Raw genomic sequence first — 18650 nt, 5'->3', positions numbered from 1 at the left:
ATTCTGTGAGGAGGCCTGCTAGCGGCGATGCTAAAGAGCATCGTTGCCGTGCTCACCGGTGCGGACACGAGCGACGTCCTCCACCGGCACGACCCAGACCTTGCCGTCACCGATCTTGCCGGTCTGGGCGGCGCGGATGATGACCTCGGTCACGCCCGCCACGTCCTCGTCGGACACCAGGACGTCGATCTTCACCTTCGGCACGAGGTCGACGGTGTACTCGGCGCCTCGGTAGACCTCGGTGTGGCCCTTCTGACGGCCGTAGCCGCTCGCCTCGCTCACCGTCAGCCCTCGGACTCCGGCGGCCTCGAGTGCCGACTTCACGTCATCGAGCCGATGCGGCTGGATGACAGCCGTGACGAGCTTGGTCATCAGTTCACCTCCGTCAGGACCCGGGTTCCACCCAAGGTCTCGTACGCCGTCTCACCATGCACTGCCAGGTCGATGCCGTTCACCTCGTCGTCCTCGCTGAGCCGCAGACCGGTGATCGCCTTGATGACCAGGCCGATGATGGCCGTCAGCACGAAGGAGAACACGACTGCGCACAGCGCCACGACCACCTGGGTGGCCAGCTGGGTCCAGCCGCCCCCGTAGAACAGGCCTTCCTGGGCGTCAGGCGGGAGGAACGTGCTCTGCCCCTCGGCCGACGTGGCGAACAACCCGATCAGCACGGTTCCAGTGATACCACCGACGAGGTGGACACCGACGACATCCAGCGCGTCGTCGAAACCGAACTTGAACTTCAGGCCGACTGCGAGCGCACACACGGCACCGGCGATCGCACCGATCGCGATGGCGCCCCACGTGTCAACCGCGGCCGCGGCCGGGGTGATGGCGACCAGACCAGCCACGATGCCCGATGCGGCACCGAGCGACGTCGCGGAACCGTCACGGATCTTCTCCGTGAGGAGCCAGGTGAGCATCGCGAGGCAGGTGGCGATGAACGTGTTGATCCAGGCACGACCGGCGACGCTGTCCGCGCCGAACTCGGAGCCTGCGTTGAACCCGAACCAGCCGATCCACAGCAGGCCGGCACCGAGCATCGTGTACGGCAGGTTGTGCGGCCGGATCGGCTCCTTCGGCCAGCCCTTGCGCTTGCCGAGCAGGAGCACGAGCGCCAGGCCGGCGATACCGGCGTTGATGTGGACGACCGTGCCACCGGCGAAGTCGATGGGGGTCGAGAGCCACTGCGAGACCTGCCCGCCCCAGCCCAGGAAGCCGCCGCCCCACACCATGTGTGCGAGCGGGAAGTAGACCAGCGTGGCCCAGACCACCGTGAAGGCGACCCAGCTGCCGAACTTCATGCGGTCAGCGATCGCACCCGAGATGAGCGCGACGGTGATCACCGCGAACGTGGCCTGGAATCCCACGGCGACGAGCGCGGGGACGCCCGTGGCGAACATCAGGCTCTTCTCGTCGGTCAGTCCGTTGAGCCCGAAGTACGTGAACGGGCTGTTGAAGAACTGGCCCATCCCGGTCGTGCTCGGGCCGAACGCCATCGAGTAGCCGTACAGCACCCAGATGAAACCCACGGTCCCGACCGAGATGAAGTTCATCATCAGCATGTTCAGGACCGACTTGCTGCGGACCATCCCACCGTAGAAGAAGGCCAGGCCAGGGACCGTCATCATCAGGACGATCGCTGCCGAGGTCAGCATCCAGGCGGTGTTGCCTTCGTTCAGTTCAAACGCCTCGGAAACCAAGGTGGAGCCCATTACGCGTCTCTCCCTCCGCCGACCTGGCGGCCGGACGGGTCAACATTCGGGGAGGACGGTTTCCTTCGGTCACCACCAGCGTTACAGCCGTGTGACATGCGCCGATCCTGCGTAAACGTTCGATTTCGTGGTGAGCGGGTGTCCAGCACGTCGCGGCGACGCCCACCCCGCGTCGCACCAGGTCAGGGCGTCGATCGGGCGTGCGTCGGACGGACTGGGCGTCGCTCTGGGCGGATCAGCCCTCCAGCAGCCCGTCGACGAAGGACGCCGCATCGAACGGCGCGAGATCGTCCGGACCCTCTCCGAGACCGACCAGCTTGACCGGAACCCCGAGCTCACGCTGGACCGCCACGACGATCCCGCCCTTGGCGGTGCCGTCGAGCTTGGTCAGGACGATGCCCGTGACACCCGCGACCTCACCGAAGACGCGCGCCTGGTTCAGGCCGTTCTGGCCCGTCGTCGCGTCGAGCACGAGCAGCACCTCGGACAGCGGGGCCTCACGGGTGATGACGCGCGTGATCTTGCCCAGCTCGTCCATCAGGCCCGCCTTGTTCTGCAGGCGACCCGCCGTGTCGACGAGCACGACGTCGACACCTTCCGCCCGGCCCGTCCGCACCGCGTCGAACGCGACCGCGGCCGGGTCGGCGCCGTCCCGGTCCGAGCGCACGGTGTGCACACCGACCCGGGAGCCCCACGTCTGGAGCTGGTCGGCGGCTGCGGCACGGAACGTGTCGGCGGCGCCGAGCACGACCGTCTGCCCCTCGGCGACCAGGACGCGGGCTAGCTTGCCGACGGTCGTCGTCTTGCCGGTCCCGTTGACGCCGACGACGAGCACGACCGCGGGCACGGCGGAGCCGTCGGCGCCCACCGCGGGAGTCGTGTTGATCGACCGGTCGAGCGTGGGGTCCACGAGCGCGATCAGCTGGTCGCGCAGCAGGGCGCGCACCTGGCCAGGATCCTTGACGCCGTCGACCCGGACGCGCGTGCGCAGGGCGTCGATCAGGTCCGCGCTCGGACCCGCACCGACGTCGGCGAGGAGGAGGGTCTCCTCGAGCTCGTCCCAGTCGTCCTCGGTGAGGTGGTCACGCGAGAGGACCGCGAGCAGTCGCGTGCCGAGCGGAGAGCCCGACCGAGCGAGCCGGGAGCGCAGCCGTGCCAGCCGACCGGCCACCGGCTCGGGGACCTCGAGGACGGGCGCCTCGGCAGCCTCCTCCGGAGAGACCTCCGCCGGCGCCTCCACGGGCTCCACGACGTCGGGCGTCTCGACGGGTGCCGGCTCGACGACGGGCGCCGGCTCCGCGACGGCAACCGGCTCCTCCTCGTCGATCCGTGGGCGGCGCCGGCGCACGAGCGCGGTCGCCAGGACGACGAGGAGGGCCACCGGGATACCGGCGGCCAGGAAGACTTCGAGGCTCTCGTTGGTCACCGGGACAGTCTGTACGGCTGCGACACCTCGAAGCGAGTCACGTAGGTCACGCCCACGTGCCGCGGTGGGTCAGCGGCGACGACCCGGGAGCACACCCACGGCCTTGGCACGTGCGTCGCTCAGCGTCGCTGCCAGCTCGTCGACGTGCAGGTAAGGGTCGCCCTCTTCGACCGTGGCACGCAGGAAGTCGGCGAGCGAGACGTCGACCGGCTCGGCCGTGGCGGCAGCGCCGACGGCGGCATCGGGGTGGTCACGACCGGTCAAACCCGTGCGGAGCGTCGTCAAGGGCGACTCGCGGCGCTCACGTCGGGTGCTCGCGACGCTGGCAGCGAGCAGCACGCCACTCGCGACGAGGAGAGCGACGAAGACCGCGACGAGGAGAGGCATGCTCCCAGTCTCCGCGGCGATCCGCTCGGAACCAGTCCCGAACCGGCGCCCTGGGCACAACCGCACACAATCTCCACAAGCCCGAGCTGTGGGACTCGGTCGGAGCGTAAGCGGCACGGCCGGACCGACAGCGCTAGACCGTGACGTCCTCGCGCATCCGCTGGCTGATGACCGTGGTCACGCCGTCGCCGCGCATCGTCACGCCGTACAGCGCGTCGGCGATCTCCATCGTGCGCTTCTGGTGCGTCACGACGATGAGCTGGGAGTCCTCCTGGAGCTCGCGGAAGATCTCCAGGAGCCGGCCCAGGTTCGCGTCGTCGAGCGCGGCCTCGACCTCGTCCATGACGTAGAACGGGCTGGGCCGGGCCTTGAAGATCGCGACGAGCAGCGCCACGGCCGTCAGCGACCGCTCGCCACCGGACAGCAGCGACAGGCGCTTGACCTTCTTGCCCGCGGGACGGGCCTCGACCTCGATGCCGGTGGTGAGCATGTTGTCGGGGTCGGTGAGGACCAACCGTCCCTCGCCGCCGGGGAACAGCCGCGGGAAGACGACGTCGAACGCGGCGGCAGTGTCGCGGTAGGCGTCGGCGAACACCTGCTCGACGCGCTCGTCGATCTCCTTGACGATCTCCAACAGGTCGGCGCGCGACTTCTTGAGGTCAGCCAGCTGCTCGACCAGGAACTGGTGGCGCTCCTCCAGCGCAGCGAACTCCTCGAGCGCGAGCGGGTTGACCCGTCCGAGGAGGGACAGCGCGCGCTCGGCGGCCCGCAGGCGCTTCTCCTGCTGCTCGCGGACGTACGGCACGGCGGTCGGCTCGTCGGAGTCCGGGTCGGGAGCCGGGACCACCGGGACGTCCTGGTGCGGGCCGTACTCCTCGATCAGGACCGCGGGGTCCAGGCCCAGGTCGTCGACCGCGCGGGCCTGCAGGGCCTCGATGCGCAGCCGCTGCTGCGTGCGAGCCATCTCGTCACGGTGGGCGACGTCGGTGAGCTGGGCCAGCTCACCCGCACGCACGTCGACCTCGGTACGGGCGGCGACGACGGCACGGTCGCGGTCACCGCGTGCGACCTCGGCGGCGTCACGCTCGGCCGACGCGCGACGCAGGGACTCGTCGAGGACGACGAGGGCGCGCGTGGCACCGTCACGGACGGCCTCGGCGACACCGGCCTGACGGGCCCGCGACCGCTCCCGCTCTGCAGCACGTTCGCGGGCGACCCGCTCGGCCTGCGCGGCCCGTTCGAGCGACTCGGCGCGTCCGGACAGGGCACGCGCGCGCTCCTCGCCCGTCCGCAGCGTCAGTCGGGCCTCGGTCTCACGGGCGCGGGCGCCCGACGCGAGCTCGGCGAGGCGGTCCCGGCGGGCGCTGCCCTCCATGATCGCGGCCTCGCTCTCGGCGGGCTCGACCTCGGCGGCGGCGAGCCGCTCGGTCAGCTCGGTGAGCTCGGCGGTGTCAGCCTCGAGCGTGTTCGACGCCCCGTCGAGCGAGGTCTGCAGGCGCGCGGCCTCGGCGTTCGCTGCTCGGGCTGTCGAGCCGAGGTGGCCCAGCTGCTCGGCGACGGCCGCGAGGGCAGCGTCGGACTCGTTCAGGCGGTCGAGCGTGTGCTCGTGGGCCGTGCGTGCGGCGGCGAGCGCTTCGGTCGCGGTCGTGAGCTCGAACCGGACGCGCTCTCCCGCCGCGGTCGCCTGCGCGGCGCCCGAGCGCGCCTGCTCGAGCGCGGCCTGCAGGTGCAGGGCGCTCGGCGCGGTCGCCGAGCCGCCCGACGCGCGGTGCTGGGACAGGACGTCTCCGGAGCGGGTCGCGACGACCAGGTCCGGGCGGGTCGCGACGATGGCGCGAGCAGCCGCGAGATCGTCGACCACGACCACGTCGGCGAGCAGGGTCTCGACCGCGGCGCGCACGTGCGCCGGCGCGCGCACGAGGTCGACCGCGCGGTCGGCGCCGGCCGGGATGTCGGTGACCGGCGCGGCGGTGGGGGCGTCCGCGCCGCTGACCAGCAGCGTCGCGCGGCCTGCGTCCTCGGTGCGCAGGTAGCGGATCGCGTCGACGGCCGCGTCGACCGAGTCGACCGCGACCGCGTCGGCCAGCGAGCCGAGCGCCGCGACGATCGCTTCCTCGTCCTTCGGGTCGACGGCAAGCAGGGCAGCGACGGAGCCGACCAGACCGGGCTGACCGTCCGCGGCGAGCAGCGCGCCGACGCCGTCCTTGCGCGTCAGGCTGAGCTCGAGGGTCTCGGCGCGGGACTCCAGAGCGGCCCGCTCGCGGTCCGCGGCACCGAGCTGTTCCTGCAGCGCGGCCAGACGCTCGGTCGCCGTCTCGAGCGCCTCGACCGCGGCCTCGTGCTCGGCATCGAGCCCCTCCTCGCCCTCCTCGACCCCGGCGACCTGCGACTCGAGGACGGCGAACTGGGTGGTCGCCTCCTGCGCGCGCAGCTCGGCAGCGGCCAGCGACCCGCGCAGGCGGCCGATCTCCGCCTGCGTGGCCTCGACACGGCTCCGCCGGGCGGCGACCTGGCCGGCGAGCCGGGCCACGCCCTCGCGGCGGTCGGCGGCACCTCGCAGCGCGGTCGCCACCTCCTTCTCGGCGGCCGTCGCCTCGGCCTCGGCCTGCTGGCGGGCCGTGACGGCTGCCTCCAGGCCGACGCGGGCGATCTCGACCTCCGAGGCCAGCTCGGCCTCGGCGGAGCGGACGCGCTCGGCCTGGGCTGCGAGGTCGTCGGGGTCCGCTCCACCGGAGCGCTCTGGTCCCGCGCTGCCGAGCAGCCGGACCCGGTCGGCGGCCAGCGACGCGGTACCGCGCAGGCGCTCGCGCAGCGACGAGAGCCGGTACCAGACCTCGCTCGCCTCGCTGAGCGCCGGGGCGGCCTCGGCGGCTTCCCGCTCGAGCGTCGCGAGCCGTGCGCGGACACCCGCGAGGGCCCGCTCGACCTCCTCGCGGCGTACCCGCAGGGCGCTCTCGTCGGCGATCTCCTGCTCGAGCGTGGACGTCAGCTGCGCGAGGTCGTCAGCCAGCAACCGAGCGCGCGCGTCGCGCAGGTCCGCCTGGACCGTCTGCGCCTTGCGCGCGACCTCGGCCTGCCGACCGAGCGGTCCGAGCTGTCGTCGGATCTCGCCCGTCAGGTCGCCCAGCCGCGTGAGGTTGGCCTGCATGGCCTCGAGCTTGCGAAGCGCCTTCTCCTTGCGCTTGCGGTGCTTGAGGACGCCCGCGGCCTCCTCGATGAAGCCGCGCCGCTCCTCGGGCGTGGCCCGCAGGACGGCATCGAGCTGTCCCTGGCCGACGATGACGTGCATCTCGCGGCCCAGGCCCGAGTCCGAGAGCAGGTCCTGGATGTCGAGGAGGCGGCAGCCCTGGCCGTTGATCGCATACTCGGAACCGCCGTTGCGGAACAGCGTGCGCGAGATCGTGACCTCGGAGTACTCGATCGGCAGCGCACCGTCGGCGTTGTCGATCGTGAGCGACACCTCGGCGCGGCCCAGGGGCGGGCGGCCGGTCGTGCCGGCGAAGATGACGTCCTCCATCTTGCCGCCGCGCAGCGACTTGGCGCCCTGCTCCCCCATGACCCAGGCGAGCGCGTCGACGACGTTGGACTTGCCCGAGCCGTTGGGCCCGACGACGCAGGTGACGCCCGGCTCGAAGTTCAGGGTCGTCGCCGAGGCGAACGACTTGAACCCCCGCAGGGTGAGGGTCTTGAGGTGCACGCCCGAAGCCTAGACGGCGGACGCCCGCGGGGACCGCAGGCTAGGCGAGCCGCCTCAGAGCGCCGGGAACCAGAGCGTGATCTCGCGGGCCGCCGACTCGGGCGAGTCGGAGCCGTGCACGAGGTTCTGGATGACCTTGAGGCCCCAGTCGCGGCCCAGGTCACCGCGGATGGTGCCCGGCGTGGCGACGGTCGGGTCGGTCGCGCCTGCGAGCGAGCGGAAGCCCTCGATCGACCGGTGTCCCTCGACGACGACGGCGAGCACCGGGCCCGAGCGCATGAACTCGACCAGCGGTGTCAGGAACGGCTTGCCGGCGTGCTCGGCGTAGTGCTCGGCGAGCAGCTCCTCGGAGGCCTCGCGCAGCTCGACGGCCACCAGGGTGTAGCCCTTGGCCTCGATGCGGCGCAGGATCTCGCCGGTCAGTCCGCGGCGGACGCCGTCCGGCTTGACGAGGACGAGGGTGCGCTGCGTGCTCGGTGCGTCAGTCATGGCGGTCACCCTAACCGGGCGACTGGATCCGGAGCTCTCCGATCCAGATTCGGCTCAGGGGCCGACAGCGCCGGGATGGGCGGCGTCGTACTCGGCACGCTCCCGGTCGATGCGTCCCCCCAGCCGGAGGGCGACCCACCACAGGATCACGAAGATCCCGCCGATGGCGAACATCGTCGGGACCCAGATCCCGCCCGCGAGCACGAGCACCTGCGCCACCGACCCGGCGACGTAGCCGCCGGGCCGGGACACGAACCCGGACAGCAGGATCAGCAGCAGGGCCAAGCCACCGCCCACGAGCCAGATCGACGAGCTCGGAGCGAGCTTCAGGCCGTACGCCACGAGCGTCGCGAAGAACACCAGGACCGCTTCGAGCACGAGGATCGTCTGCGTGAACTGGGGCTTTGCGGGGCGCTTGCGGCGTACGGCGGAGCCGTCACCGGTCGTAGTGCTCATGCGGAGAGGCTACCGGCGGGCTGGGGCCTCGACATCCGAGACCGGCTCCCCGTGCGGGCTCGGGATGTCCGCGTGGACCGGGGCGGACAGCTCGTCGAGCACCGTGGAGCCCTCGAACGTGTCGGTGACCGTCCCCGACCCGTCGGCGGCCAGGGCCTCGCCGCGCGCGACCATGCCGGCCACGTCGGAGAGCTTCACCTCGCGCAGGAAGAGAGCCAGCACGAAGCCGACCAGCACGACCGGCACGAGGTACCAGAACGACGGCGCGAGAGCGTTCGTGAACGCGTCGACGACACCCGTCCGGAACGGCTCGGGGAGCGACTGCACGACCGCCGGCGTCAGGCCGGCAGCACCGTCGACGCTCCCGGCAGGAGCGTCCGCGAACACGTCCGTGAGGTTGTCCGCGAGCCTGGTGGTGAACAGCGTGCTGAACAGCGCCGTGCCGACGGCCGCGCCGATCTCACGGAAGAAGTTGTTCGTGCTGGTCGCGGTGCCGATCTCGTGCGGGTCCACCGAGTTCTGCACGGCGAGCACGATCGTCTGCATGACGAGGCCCATGCCGGCACCGACGACGAAGATCATCGCGCCGAACAGGATCATCGACATGTCGCCCGTGATCTGCGTCAGCCACGCGATACCGCCGGCCGTGATGGCGAGGCCGACGACCGGGAAGATCTTGTAGCGACCGGTCCTGGTGATCGCGATACCCGACCCGATGGCGGTGATCATGACGCCGACCATCATCGGGAGCATGAGGAACCCGGACTCGGTCACGCCCGCGCCCGTGGACATCTGCAGGAACGTCGGCAGGAACGCGATCGCGGAGAACATGCCCATGCCGAGGATCAGGCCGATCGCTGTGGCGATCGTGAAGGTCGGGTTGCGGAACAGGCGCAGTGGGAGCAGCGGCTCCTGTGCGCGGAGCTCGACGAAGATGAAGGCAGCGATGGAGAACAAGGTGGTCGCGACGAGGGCCAGCAGCCCCGGGTCGGACCAGTCGTAGCCGCGGTTGCCCGTCCAGCTGTCCCAGCTCGTCGCCAGGACCAGGCCCGACGTGGCGACGACCATGAAGAAGATGCCGGCGACGTCGATCTTCTTGCCGGAGCGGTGCGTCGGCAGCTTGAGCGTGAACCACGCGACCGCGAACGCCGCGGCACCGATCGGGATGTTGATCCAGAAGCACCAGCGCCAGTCGGCGTGCTGCGTGAACAGGCCACCGAGCAGCGGGCCGATGACGGCGGCGATGCCGAAGAGCGCGCCCATCGGGCCCATGTACTTGCCGCGCTCCTTGGCCGGCACGATGTCGGCGATGATCGCCTGCGACAGGATCATCAGACCGCCGCCGCCGAGGCCCTGCAGGAACCGCCAGAAGACGAGCTGCCCGAACGTGTCGGCGAACCCGGCGCCGGCGGAGGCCACGGTGAAGAGCCCGATCGCGACGAGGAAGGGCCAGCGACGGCCCCAGAGGTCGCCGAACTTGCCGTACAGGGGCATGACGATCGCGATCGCCAGGATGTAGGCGGTCACCACCCAGCCCTGGTGCTCGACGCCGTTGAGCTCGCCGACGATCGTGGGCATCGCGGTGCCGACGATCGACTGGTCGAGCGACGACATGAACATGCCCGCCATGAGCGCACCGAAGATGAGCCAGACGGTGCGGGGGGTCAGGACGATGAGCGGCTTGTCTGTCGCCTCGGCGTCAGGTGCGGCGATGGCCATGCGGGGAACCTCGTTCTGTTGGTGCGTTCGGGCAACTGTGTGCTCGCGTCCGTGGGACGCGGTGGGTGTGGGGGTGCGGGTCAGTCGGAGACGATCGCGCGCAGCTCGGTGACCACCGCAGCAAGGTGGTCCCTCCCTGGCACATCGGCAGGCGAGGACTCGGTACGCAGGAACGTCGCGTGCACGAGGAACATCAGCGCTGCCGAGACCGTCCGGGCCGAGTAGCCCGACGTCGTGGTGTCAGGTCCGAGCCGCTTCTCGACGAGCTCGCCGAGCTGCCCCTTGTGCTTCTCGAGCCAGGCCAGGTGGCGCGCGATCAGGCGCGGCTCGTGGGCCGCCAGCTCGAACGCCCGCGCCATCCGCGCGTGGTCCAGGTGCGGGTCACGGAGGAACGAGGCCGCGAGCGTCTCCATGTCGTCGAGCAGGTGACCGGTCGGGCCACCCGCGACGAACTCGTCGGCGGCGGCGGACTCCAGGGGCCACGGGGTGTGGCCCAGCACGGCGTCGTCCTTCGTCTCGAAGTAGTTGAAGAACGTCCTGGTCGAGACGCCCGCCTCGTCGCAGATCGCCTCGACCGTCACGGCGTCGAGGCCGTGCTCGGCGACGAGCCGATGCGTCGCGTCGATCAGCGCCTCGCGGCGCGCCGCCTTCTGACGCTCCCGCAGCCCAGGGCCACGGGGATCGTCACGGGTAGAGTTCTGCACGGGATGCAACTTTACACAGCGTGCAAGATTCTCCGTGCCCCAGAGCGTGTGGGTTACGCCACAGGGATCTCGCCGAACCCGCCCTCGACGGCCTCGACCAGTGCGGCCACCGCGTCGGCCGCCTGTGCACCCTCCGCCTCGACCTCGAGCACGTGCCCCTGCGTCGCGCCGAGCTTCATGAGGGCGAGCACGCTCGCGCCGTTGGCGCCGTTGACCTGCACCTTGGCGTCGTAGGCCGCGAGCATCCGCGAGAGTACCGCCGCGGGCCGTGCGTGCAGCCCGAGCGGGTTGCGCACCGTGACCGTCGCACGCACGACACCGTCGTCGCCGCCCGCAGACGGCTGACCACCGGTCGAGGCGCCCTCCGACCCCGCGAACATCCCGCCTGCCGCCACGGCGGACGCGTGCACGGCGACCAGGTCCGCTCCCCCGTGCGCGGTGACCGCGGCCGCGACGGCGCCCTCGACGAACGGGGCGTCCGCGAGCAGCACGCGCTCCACCAGCTCCGGCTCGGCGAGGTCCAGGACCGCCTCTGCCGTGAGCACGGCCGATCCCAGGTCGGTCAGCACGACCGCCGCACGGCCGTCCTGCGTCGCCGTCGTCAGCGCCGCCTCGATCGCGTCGTAGCTCGTGCCGATGGCGCCGTCGTCCATGCCGCCGGCCGGCAGGATCAGGACACCGGGCGCCATCTGCCCGGCGAGCTCGGCCGCACCCTCGGCGAGCGCGCGGGAGTGCGAGACGAGCACGAGCGCGACCCGTGCACGCACGTTCGCGAGCTCCGCCCCGGTCGGCGCCTCGCTCACTCGGCAGCCCGGGCGGCAGCACGCAGGAGGAGCTCGGTCGATCGCGCGCCCGGGTCCATGTGGTGCGCCGATCGCTCACCCAGGTAGCTCGCACGACCCTTCGTCGCGATCATCTCGACCGTCGCCTCGGCCCCGTCGCCGGCCGCCTTCGCCGCGGCCTCGAGGACTGCGGGCGGCGTGGCGCCCGAGTCCGCGGCGGCGACGGCGGCCTCGACGGCGGGCGTCCAGGCGTCGACCATCGTCTTCTCACCCGTGTGCGCCTTGCCGCGCGCGACGATGCCCTCGAGGCCGGCCTCGAGCAGGGCGACGACGCCGTGGCTGTCCAGCTCAGGTACGCCGGTGGCCTTGGCGGCGCGCAGGTACGCCGTTCCGTACAGCGGACCTGCGGCACCGCCGACCGTGGACATGAGCGTCGTCGCGACGAGCTTGAGCACCTCGCCGATGTCGGCCGGCTCCGCCTCGAGCGCATCGAGCTTCGTGATCACGGCGGTGAAGCCACGATAGAGATTCTCACCGTGGTCCCCGTCGCCGATCTGCCGGTCGAGCTCGATGAGCTCTGATCGGTACTCGGTGACGGTCTGCGCCGACAGGCGCACCCAGGTGATCGCCCACGCGACGTCCAACGTCATGTCCACGCTCCTCTCGACAGTTCCCGAAGCCGCGGCCCCCGCCGTACCCGCAACGTGACGTTCTTGCCCCGCGCCTACCAGCGCAGCGCGGTCGTGTGCACCGGAGCGTCCCACAGGGCCGTCAGCTCGTCGTCCAACCGCAGCACGGTGACCGACGCTCCCTGCATCTCCAGAGATGTCACGTAGTTGCCGACGAGCGACCGGGTCACGACGACCCCACGCTCCTCGAGCAACGCGCGAGCCCGACGATAGACGACGTAGAGCTCGGAGGCAGGCGTGCCACCCATGCCGTTGACGAACAGCAGCACGCTCTCGCCGGAGGCCAGCCCCAGGTCCTCGACGACCGGGGTGAGCAGCATCTCGGTGATCTCGTCCGCGCCCGCCAGCGGGATGCGGCGTCGACCCGGCTCGCCGTGGATCCCGATGCCGATCTCGATCTCGTCCTCGGGAAGGTCGAAGCTCGGCTTCCCGGCGTGCGGGACGGTGCAGGCGGTGAGCGCGACGCCCATCGACCGCACGTTCGCGATGACCTTCTCCGCGAGCGCGGTGACCGCATCGAGGTCGTCGCCACGCTCGGCAGCGGCGCCGGCGATCTTCTCGACCGCGACGGTTCCCGCGACGCCACGACGACCGGCAGTCCACAGCGAGTCCTCGACGGCGACGTCGTCGTTCACGACGACGCTGCGGACGGTGACACCCTCGGCCTCGGCGAGCTCGGCGGCGGTCTCGAAGTTCAGGACGTCGCCCGTGTAGTTCTTGACGATCGCGAGCACGCCGGCGCCCGCGTCGGCCGCCTGGATCGCGGGCGCGATCTGGTCGGGCGTCGGCGAGGTGAACACGGCACCAGGAACGGCCGCGTCCAGCATGCCGAGCCCGACGAAGCCCCCGTGCAACGGCTCGTGCCCGCTGCCTCCACCGCTGACCAGGCCGACCTTTCCAGATACGGCCCCGCCTGCCCGCGTCACGAACCACGGGTCGCTGTGCACCGCGACGACGTCAGCGTGTGCGGATGCGAAACCCTCGAGCGATTCGGCCACCACGGTCTGCGGGTCGTTGATGAGCTTCTTCACTGCAGCCATCCCTCCTTCGGGCACCCACGGTGGGCGACCGCGCACTTCCGAGAGCGTTGCCGGCGACCACTTTGTCCCGACATGTTCACCCTTGGGGTCCTGGTCGGGGCCGTCAAGGCGAGAACGTGCGCCACCACTGCACGTTCGTGCAGGGACACTCGAAGGGGTGACCGCAGGTCAGGGCCGACCGAGCAGCATCCGGGCCTCGGCCACGAGAACGATCGACCCGGTGACGAGGACGCCGGCACCGCGCTCGACCTCGCTCTCGGCGCGCTGCACGGCCGTGTCGATCGCGTCATTGAGACGTTCGACGACGTGCACGCGGTCCTCACCGAAGATGTCGATGGCGATCTCGGCCAGGTCGTCGGCGTCCATCGCGCGGACCGTCGACGCGCTCGTGACGACCACCTCGGCGAGCAGCGGCTCCAGGGCGGACAGGATGCCCTCCGGGTCTTTGTCCGCCATCACGCCGACGACGCCGACGAGCCGCTCGAAGTCGAACGCCTCCTGCACGGCCTCGACCAGCGCCTCGGCGCCGGCGGGGTTGTGCGCACCGTCCACGAGGATCGTCGGGCTCGAGCGGACCACCTCGAGGCGGCCGGGCGAGTCCATGTCGGCGAACGCGACCTCGACCACGCCCGGGTCGAGAGCACGCCCGCCGGTCATGAACGCCTCGACGGCCGTGAGGGCCAGGAGCGCGTTGTGCGCCTGGAACTGCCCGTGCAGCGGCAGGAAGATCTCGGTGTACGTGCCACCGAGCCCCTGCAGGGCGATCAGCTGGCCGCCCACGGCGACCTGCCGCTCGACCACGCGGATGTCGACGCCCTCGCGCACGACGCGCGCCCCGTGCTCGGCGGCGACCGCGAGCAGCACGCCCTCGACGTCCTCGGTCTGCTCGGCGAGCACGACCGTGGCGCCGTCCTTGATGATCCCGGACTTCTCCGAGGCGATCTCGACGACCGTGTGCCCCAGGAACCGCTCGTGGTCGAGCGCGATGGGGGTGATGATCGACACCTCGCCGTCGGCGACGTTGGTGGAGTCCCAGCTCCCGCCGAGCCCGACCTCGATCACGGCGACGTCCACGGGGGCGTCCGCGAACGCCGCGAACGCCATCACCGTGAAGACCTCGAAGAAGGACAGCCGAGGCTCGCCCTTCTCGAGGGACCCCTGGTCGACGAGGTGCACGTAGGGGGCGACGTCCTGCCAGACCTCGACGAACCGCTCGTCGCTGAGGGGCTCGCCGTCGATCGCGATCCGTTCCGTGACGCGCGACAGGTGCGGGCTGGTGAACCGGCCCGTGCGCAGCCCGTGCTCGCGCAGCAGGCGCTCGACCATGCGCGACGTGGACGTCTTGCCGTTGGTGCCGGTCAGGTGCACCACGCGGTACGCCTTCTGCGGGTCGCCGAGCAGCTCGCAGACCGCGCGGACACGGTCCAGCGTCGGGTCGATGTCGTGCTCGGGCGCGCGGCTGAGGATCGCCTGGTAGACCTCGTCGGCGGCCACACGGGCCGCGCGCGCCTGCTCGCGGCGCAGGTGCTCCGCTCCGCTGCTGCTCATGCCTCGTACCCCCCGCCCTCGACGGCAACGACGCTCACGCGCAGCTCCGGCGACGCGTTCTCGACCTCGACGGCGATGGCGAGCGTCTCGCGGGCGATCGTGTCGCGGTGCGTCTCGACGGCGGCCAGGTGCTCCGAGGGCACGTCGAGCGTGAGCTTGATGCGGTCACCCACCTGCAGGCCCGCCGCCTTCCGGGCGTCCTGGACCGCCCGGACGACGTCCCGGGCGTACCCCTCCGCGAGCAGCGCCTCGTCGAGCGAGAGGTCGAGCACGACGAAGCCGCCACCCGGGAGCACTGCAGCGGCGCCGCCGCCCTCCCCGACCACGGTCGTCAGCTCGTACTCCGTGGGTTCGAGGGCCACACCGCCGGCCACGACCCCGCCGTCGACGACCTGCCAGTCGCCGGCGCGCGCAGCCTGGATGACCGCCTGAACACCGCGACCGAGCCGCGGACCTGCCGCACGGGCGTTCACGGCGAGCCGCTGCGTGATGCCGAACCGCTCGGCCGCGCCCGCGTCGGCGGTCACCAGCTCGACCGTCTTGACGTTCAGCTCCGCAGAGAGCAGCTCGGTGTACGGCGCCAGCGCGTCCGCGTCGTCGACCGCCACCGTGAGGGTGCGCAGCGGCTGGCGGACTCGCACGCTCGCGGCCTTGCGCAGCCCGAGCGCGGTCGACGTCACGGCGCGGACCTGGTCCATCGCCTCGACGAGCGCCTCGTCGGACGCCCCGGCCGTCGGCCAGTCCGCCAGGTGCACGCTGCGCCCACCGGTGAGCCCGCGCCAGACCTCCTCGGAGACCAGCGGGGCGAGCGGTGCCATGACCCGGGTCAGCACCTCGAGCGACGTCCAGAGCGTGTCGAACGCGTCCGGGTCCTCCGCCCAGAACCGGTCGCGCTGCGTGCGTACGTACCAGTTGGTCAGCACGTCGAGGTGCTCGCGGACGGACTCGCAGGCGGCCGCGATGTCGTACGCGTCCATCTGCGCCGTCACGGTCGCGACCAGGGCGTCCGTGCGCGACAGCACGTACCGGTCCATCGGGGCGAGGCCCGCCGCACGCTCCGCGTCGACCGGCTCGGCCGTGTAGTCGGCAGCACCCGCGTAGAGCGTGAAGAAGTAGTACGTGCTCCACAGCGGGAGCAGCACCTGGCGCACGCCGTCGCGGATGCCCTCCTCGCCGACGATCAGGTTGCCGCCGCGCAGGATCGAGCTCGACATGAGGAACCAGCGCACCGCGTCGGAGCCGTACAGGTCCCACATCTCGACCGGGTCAGGGAAGTTGCGCAGGCTCTTGGACGCCTTGCGGCCGTCGTCGCCCAGCACGATGCCGTGGCACATCACGTTGCGGAACGCCGGACGGTCGAAGATCGCCGTGGCCAGCACGTGCAGCGTGTAGAACCAGCCGCGCGTCTGCCCGATGTACTCGACGATGAAGTCGCCCGGGTAGTGGTGCTCGAACCAGTCGGCGTTCTCGAACGGGTAGTGCACCTGGGCGAACGGCATCGACCCCGAGTCGAACCACACGTCGAGCACGTCCGGGATGCGACGCATCGTCGAGGCACCCGTCGGGTCGTCCGGGTTCGGGCGCGTCAGCTCGTCGATGAACGGTCGGTGCAGGTCGGGCTCGCCCACCTCGTTCGTCGGGACCCGGCCGAAGTCCGCCTCCAGCTCGGCCAGCGAGCCGTACACGTCCACGCGCGGGTGCGCAGGGTCGTCGCTCACCCACACCGGGATCGGCGTGCCCCAGTAGCGGTTGCGGCTGATCGACCAGTCACGCGCGTTGGACAGCCACTTGCCGAACTGCCCGTCCTGGATGTGGTCCGGGATCCAGGAGATGTCCTGGTTGAGGTCGACCATGCGGTCGCGGAACTCGGTGACGCGCACGAACCAGCTGGACACCGCCTTGTAGATCAGGGGGTTCCGGCAGCGCCAGCAGTGCGGGTAGGAGTGCTCGTACGTCTCGTGGCGCACGACGACCGAGCGCTGGTCCTGCGGCGTCCGCGCGAGCGGTCCGGTGCCCGCCTTGAGGTCCGCGGTGATCGGCTTGTTGGCGTCGAAGACCTGCTGGCCGACGTAGTCCGGAACCTCGGCGGTGAACCGGCCGCGCGAGTCGACGGGGACCACGGGCGCGATGCCCACGGCCTCGCACGCGACCATGTCGTCCTCGCCGAACGCGGGCGCCATGTGGACGATGCCCGAGCCGTCCTCCGTCGTGACGAAGTCACCGAGGAGGACCTGGTGCGCGTTCTCGTGGCCGGCGAAGTAGTCGAACGGCGGCGTGTACCGGCGGCCCGCGAGCTCGCGGCCCTTGACGGTCGCGACGACCGTCGCCTCGCCGAGCTCCTTGGCGTAGGCACCGACGCGCGCGGCGGCCAGCACGACGAGCTCGCCCTCGAGCGCGGAGCCCGGTCCCGGCTCGACGGTCACGTAGTCGACGTCCGGGCCGACGGCGATCGCGAGGTTGCTCGGCAGCGTCCACGGCGTCGTCGTCCAGATCAGGGCGAGCTCGCCGGTCTCGAGCCGGAGCCCGACCGTGAGCGCGGGGTCCTGGCGGGACTGGTAGACGTCGTCGTCCATGCGCAGCTCGTGGTTGGACAACGGCGTCTCGTCGCGCCAGCAGTACGGCAGCACGCGGTAGCCCTCGTACGCGAGGCCCTTGTCGTAGAGGCGCTTGAACGCCCAGATCACCGACTCCATGAACGGGGTGTCGAGGGTCTTGTAGTCGTGGTCGAAGTCGACCCAGCGCGCCTGCCGCGTGACGTACTCGCGCCACTCGCCGGTGTACCGCAGGACCGACTCGCGGCACGCCTGGTTGAACGCCGCGAGCCCCATCTCCTCGATCTGCGAGGTGTCGGTGATCCCGAGCAGCCGCTGCGCCTCGAGCTCGGCGGGCAGGCCGTGCGTGTCCCAGCCGAAGCGGCGCTCGACGTGGTGCCCGCGCATCGTCTGGTAGCGCGGCACGACGTCCTTGGCGTACCCCGTCAGCAGGTGGCCGTAGTGCGGCAGGCCGTTGGCGAACGGCGGGCCGTCGTAGAAGACGTACTCGTTGCTGCCGTTCTCGCCGGCCGGGCGCGCGTCGATGGACGCCTGGAACGTGCCGTCGGAGTCCCAGCGGGCCAGGACGTCCTTCTCCAGGGACGGAAGGTCCGGGGAGGCAGGAACGGGTGCGTTGGGGCGGTGCAGCGGGTAGGCCACCGTACGGATCTCCTGTGGTGCGTCACTCTCGGCTACGAGGACGATCGGACCCGGACCGGCCGGGCTCCACCGCGGTACCACCTCGCTTGCCGGCCTCCCGGTAGGGACGTCGACCACTTCGTGAGGGCTGTGACGGGCCTACCCGTCCGGTTCTACTGAGACATTTCTGGGCCGCGGCCCAGGTCTGTTCTTCCGGAGGCTCGCCGGTGATGGCCGGGTCGACGCCTGTGCGCCCAGGGTAGCCCAGAGTCTCGAGCCGCTGCGCGCTGATTCAGGCCTGCGCGGCCACCACGGGTGGTTCGGCGGACCACGGGAAGACGATCCACCGGTCGGTGCGACGCCACACGTAGTCCGGCTCGACGATCGAGCGGGGCTTGGAGTACAGCACCGCCGTCCGCGCCTCTTCGCAGTGCTGCGCCATGATCTTCTGCACCAGCGCGAGGGTCTCCCCCGTGTCGGCCACGTCGTCGACGACCAGCGCCTTGAGCCCGTTCATCGCGTCGGTGTCGAGCAGCGGCGGGAGCACGACGGGGTCCGGCAGCCGCTCGTCGACGCCGGTGTAGAACTCGACGTTCAGCGTGCCGACCGCCTTGGTGCCGAGCGCGTAGGCGATCGCCCCACCCGGCGGGAGCCCTCCGCGCGCGACCGCGATGACCACGTCCGGGACGAACCCGTCGTCGACCACCGCCTGCGCGAGCTCCCGGGCCGCCGTGCCGAACAGGTCCCAGGTCAGCACCTCGCGTGCCGGATCGGTCGTCATGCCCGCAGCGTAGGTCGCTCACGTTGCCGACGGGTTGCGTGCACACT

General features: G+C 71.2%; 15 protein-coding genes. All 15 read right to left on the bottom strand.

Annotated features, from left to right (window positions below; all coding sequences use genetic code 11):
• Nucleotides 1–30 precede the first annotated feature (30 nt).
• The 15 genes from AC1DPN_RS16060 to AC1DPN_RS15990 all read right to left on the bottom strand — a co-directional run bounded on the left by AC1DPN_RS16060 (nt 31) and on the right by AC1DPN_RS15990 (nt 18603).
• The gene (locus AC1DPN_RS16060) at nt 31–372 is read right to left on the bottom strand and encodes a P-II family nitrogen regulator (RefSeq protein WP_477085769.1); all 342 of its coding nucleotides are present in this window, start codon (nt 370–372) and stop codon (nt 31–33) included.
• Nucleotides 372–1658 (bottom strand): ammonium transporter, encoded by a 1287-nt coding sequence (locus AC1DPN_RS16055; RefSeq protein ID WP_477085768.1) that lies wholly within the window; start codon nt 1656–1658, stop codon nt 372–374. Before AC1DPN_RS16055 ends, AC1DPN_RS16060 begins: the two co-directional genes overlap by 1 nt.
• 292 nt (nt 1659–1950) lie before the next feature.
• The gene (gene ftsY / locus AC1DPN_RS16050) at nt 1951–3141 is read right to left on the bottom strand and encodes a signal recognition particle-docking protein FtsY (protein ID WP_477085767.1); all 1191 of its coding nucleotides are present in this window, start codon (nt 3139–3141) and stop codon (nt 1951–1953) included.
• A 69-nt stretch (nt 3142–3210) separates the two neighbouring features.
• Nucleotides 3211–3528, bottom strand: coding sequence for a hypothetical protein (locus AC1DPN_RS16045; protein WP_477085766.1), 318 nt, complete (start codon nt 3526–3528; stop codon nt 3211–3213).
• A 133-nt stretch (nt 3529–3661) separates the two neighbouring features.
• The gene (gene smc, locus AC1DPN_RS16040) at nt 3662–7225 is read right to left on the bottom strand and encodes a chromosome segregation protein SMC (protein ID WP_477085765.1); all 3564 of its coding nucleotides are present in this window, start codon (nt 7223–7225) and stop codon (nt 3662–3664) included.
• Between the two features lie 54 nt (nt 7226–7279).
• Entirely contained in the window at nt 7280–7714 is a 435-nt protein-coding gene (ndk, locus tag AC1DPN_RS16035) for a nucleoside-diphosphate kinase (RefSeq protein ID WP_477085764.1), read from the bottom strand.
• 54 nt (nt 7715–7768) lie between these two features.
• Nucleotides 7769–8170, bottom strand: coding sequence for a DUF4233 domain-containing protein (locus AC1DPN_RS16030; protein ID WP_477085763.1), 402 nt, complete (start codon nt 8168–8170; stop codon nt 7769–7771).
• Between the two features lie 9 nt (nt 8171–8179).
• The gene (locus tag AC1DPN_RS16025; RefSeq protein WP_477085762.1) at nt 8180–9889 is read right to left on the bottom strand and encodes an MDR family MFS transporter; all 1710 of its coding nucleotides are present in this window, start codon (nt 9887–9889) and stop codon (nt 8180–8182) included.
• Between the two features lie 80 nt (nt 9890–9969).
• The gene (locus tag AC1DPN_RS16020) at nt 9970–10593 is read right to left on the bottom strand and encodes a TetR/AcrR family transcriptional regulator (RefSeq protein ID WP_477085761.1); all 624 of its coding nucleotides are present in this window, start codon (nt 10591–10593) and stop codon (nt 9970–9972) included.
• A 53-nt stretch (nt 10594–10646) separates the two neighbouring features.
• Nucleotides 10647–11396 carry a dihydroxyacetone kinase phosphoryl donor subunit DhaM gene (gene dhaM, locus AC1DPN_RS16015; protein WP_477085760.1) on the bottom strand — a complete coding sequence of 250 codons (750 nt, stop codon included), beginning with the start codon at nt 11394–11396 and terminating at the stop codon, nt 10647–10649.
• Nucleotides 11393–12025, bottom strand: coding sequence for a dihydroxyacetone kinase subunit DhaL (dhaL, locus tag AC1DPN_RS16010; RefSeq protein ID WP_477085759.1), 633 nt, complete (start codon nt 12023–12025; stop codon nt 11393–11395). Before dhaL ends, dhaM begins: the two co-directional genes overlap by 4 nt.
• Nucleotides 12026–12099: 74 nt before the next feature.
• Nucleotides 12100–13095: a dihydroxyacetone kinase subunit DhaK gene (gene dhaK, locus AC1DPN_RS16005; RefSeq protein ID WP_477085817.1), complete on the bottom strand. Its 996-nt coding sequence runs from the start codon at nt 13093–13095 to the stop codon at nt 12100–12102.
• Nucleotides 13096–13272: 177 nt separating this feature from the next.
• Entirely contained in the window at nt 13273–14652 is a 1380-nt protein-coding gene (locus tag AC1DPN_RS16000; RefSeq protein WP_477085758.1) for a bifunctional folylpolyglutamate synthase/dihydrofolate synthase, read from the bottom strand.
• Nucleotides 14649–17843 (bottom strand): isoleucine--tRNA ligase, encoded by a 3195-nt coding sequence (gene ileS / locus AC1DPN_RS15995; RefSeq protein WP_477085757.1) that lies wholly within the window; start codon nt 17841–17843, stop codon nt 14649–14651. Before ileS ends, AC1DPN_RS16000 begins: the two co-directional genes overlap by 4 nt.
• Before the next feature lie 271 nt (nt 17844–18114).
• Nucleotides 18115–18603, bottom strand: coding sequence for a phosphoribosyltransferase (locus AC1DPN_RS15990; protein WP_477085756.1), 489 nt, complete (start codon nt 18601–18603; stop codon nt 18115–18117).
• Nucleotides 18604–18650: the final 47 nt, after the last annotated feature.

It is taken from the genome of Cellulomonas sp. P4_H4 (assembly GCF_056400865.1).
Note: the sequence above shows the minus strand (reverse complement) of the source record. Positions and strands in the feature narration are given on the sequence as shown.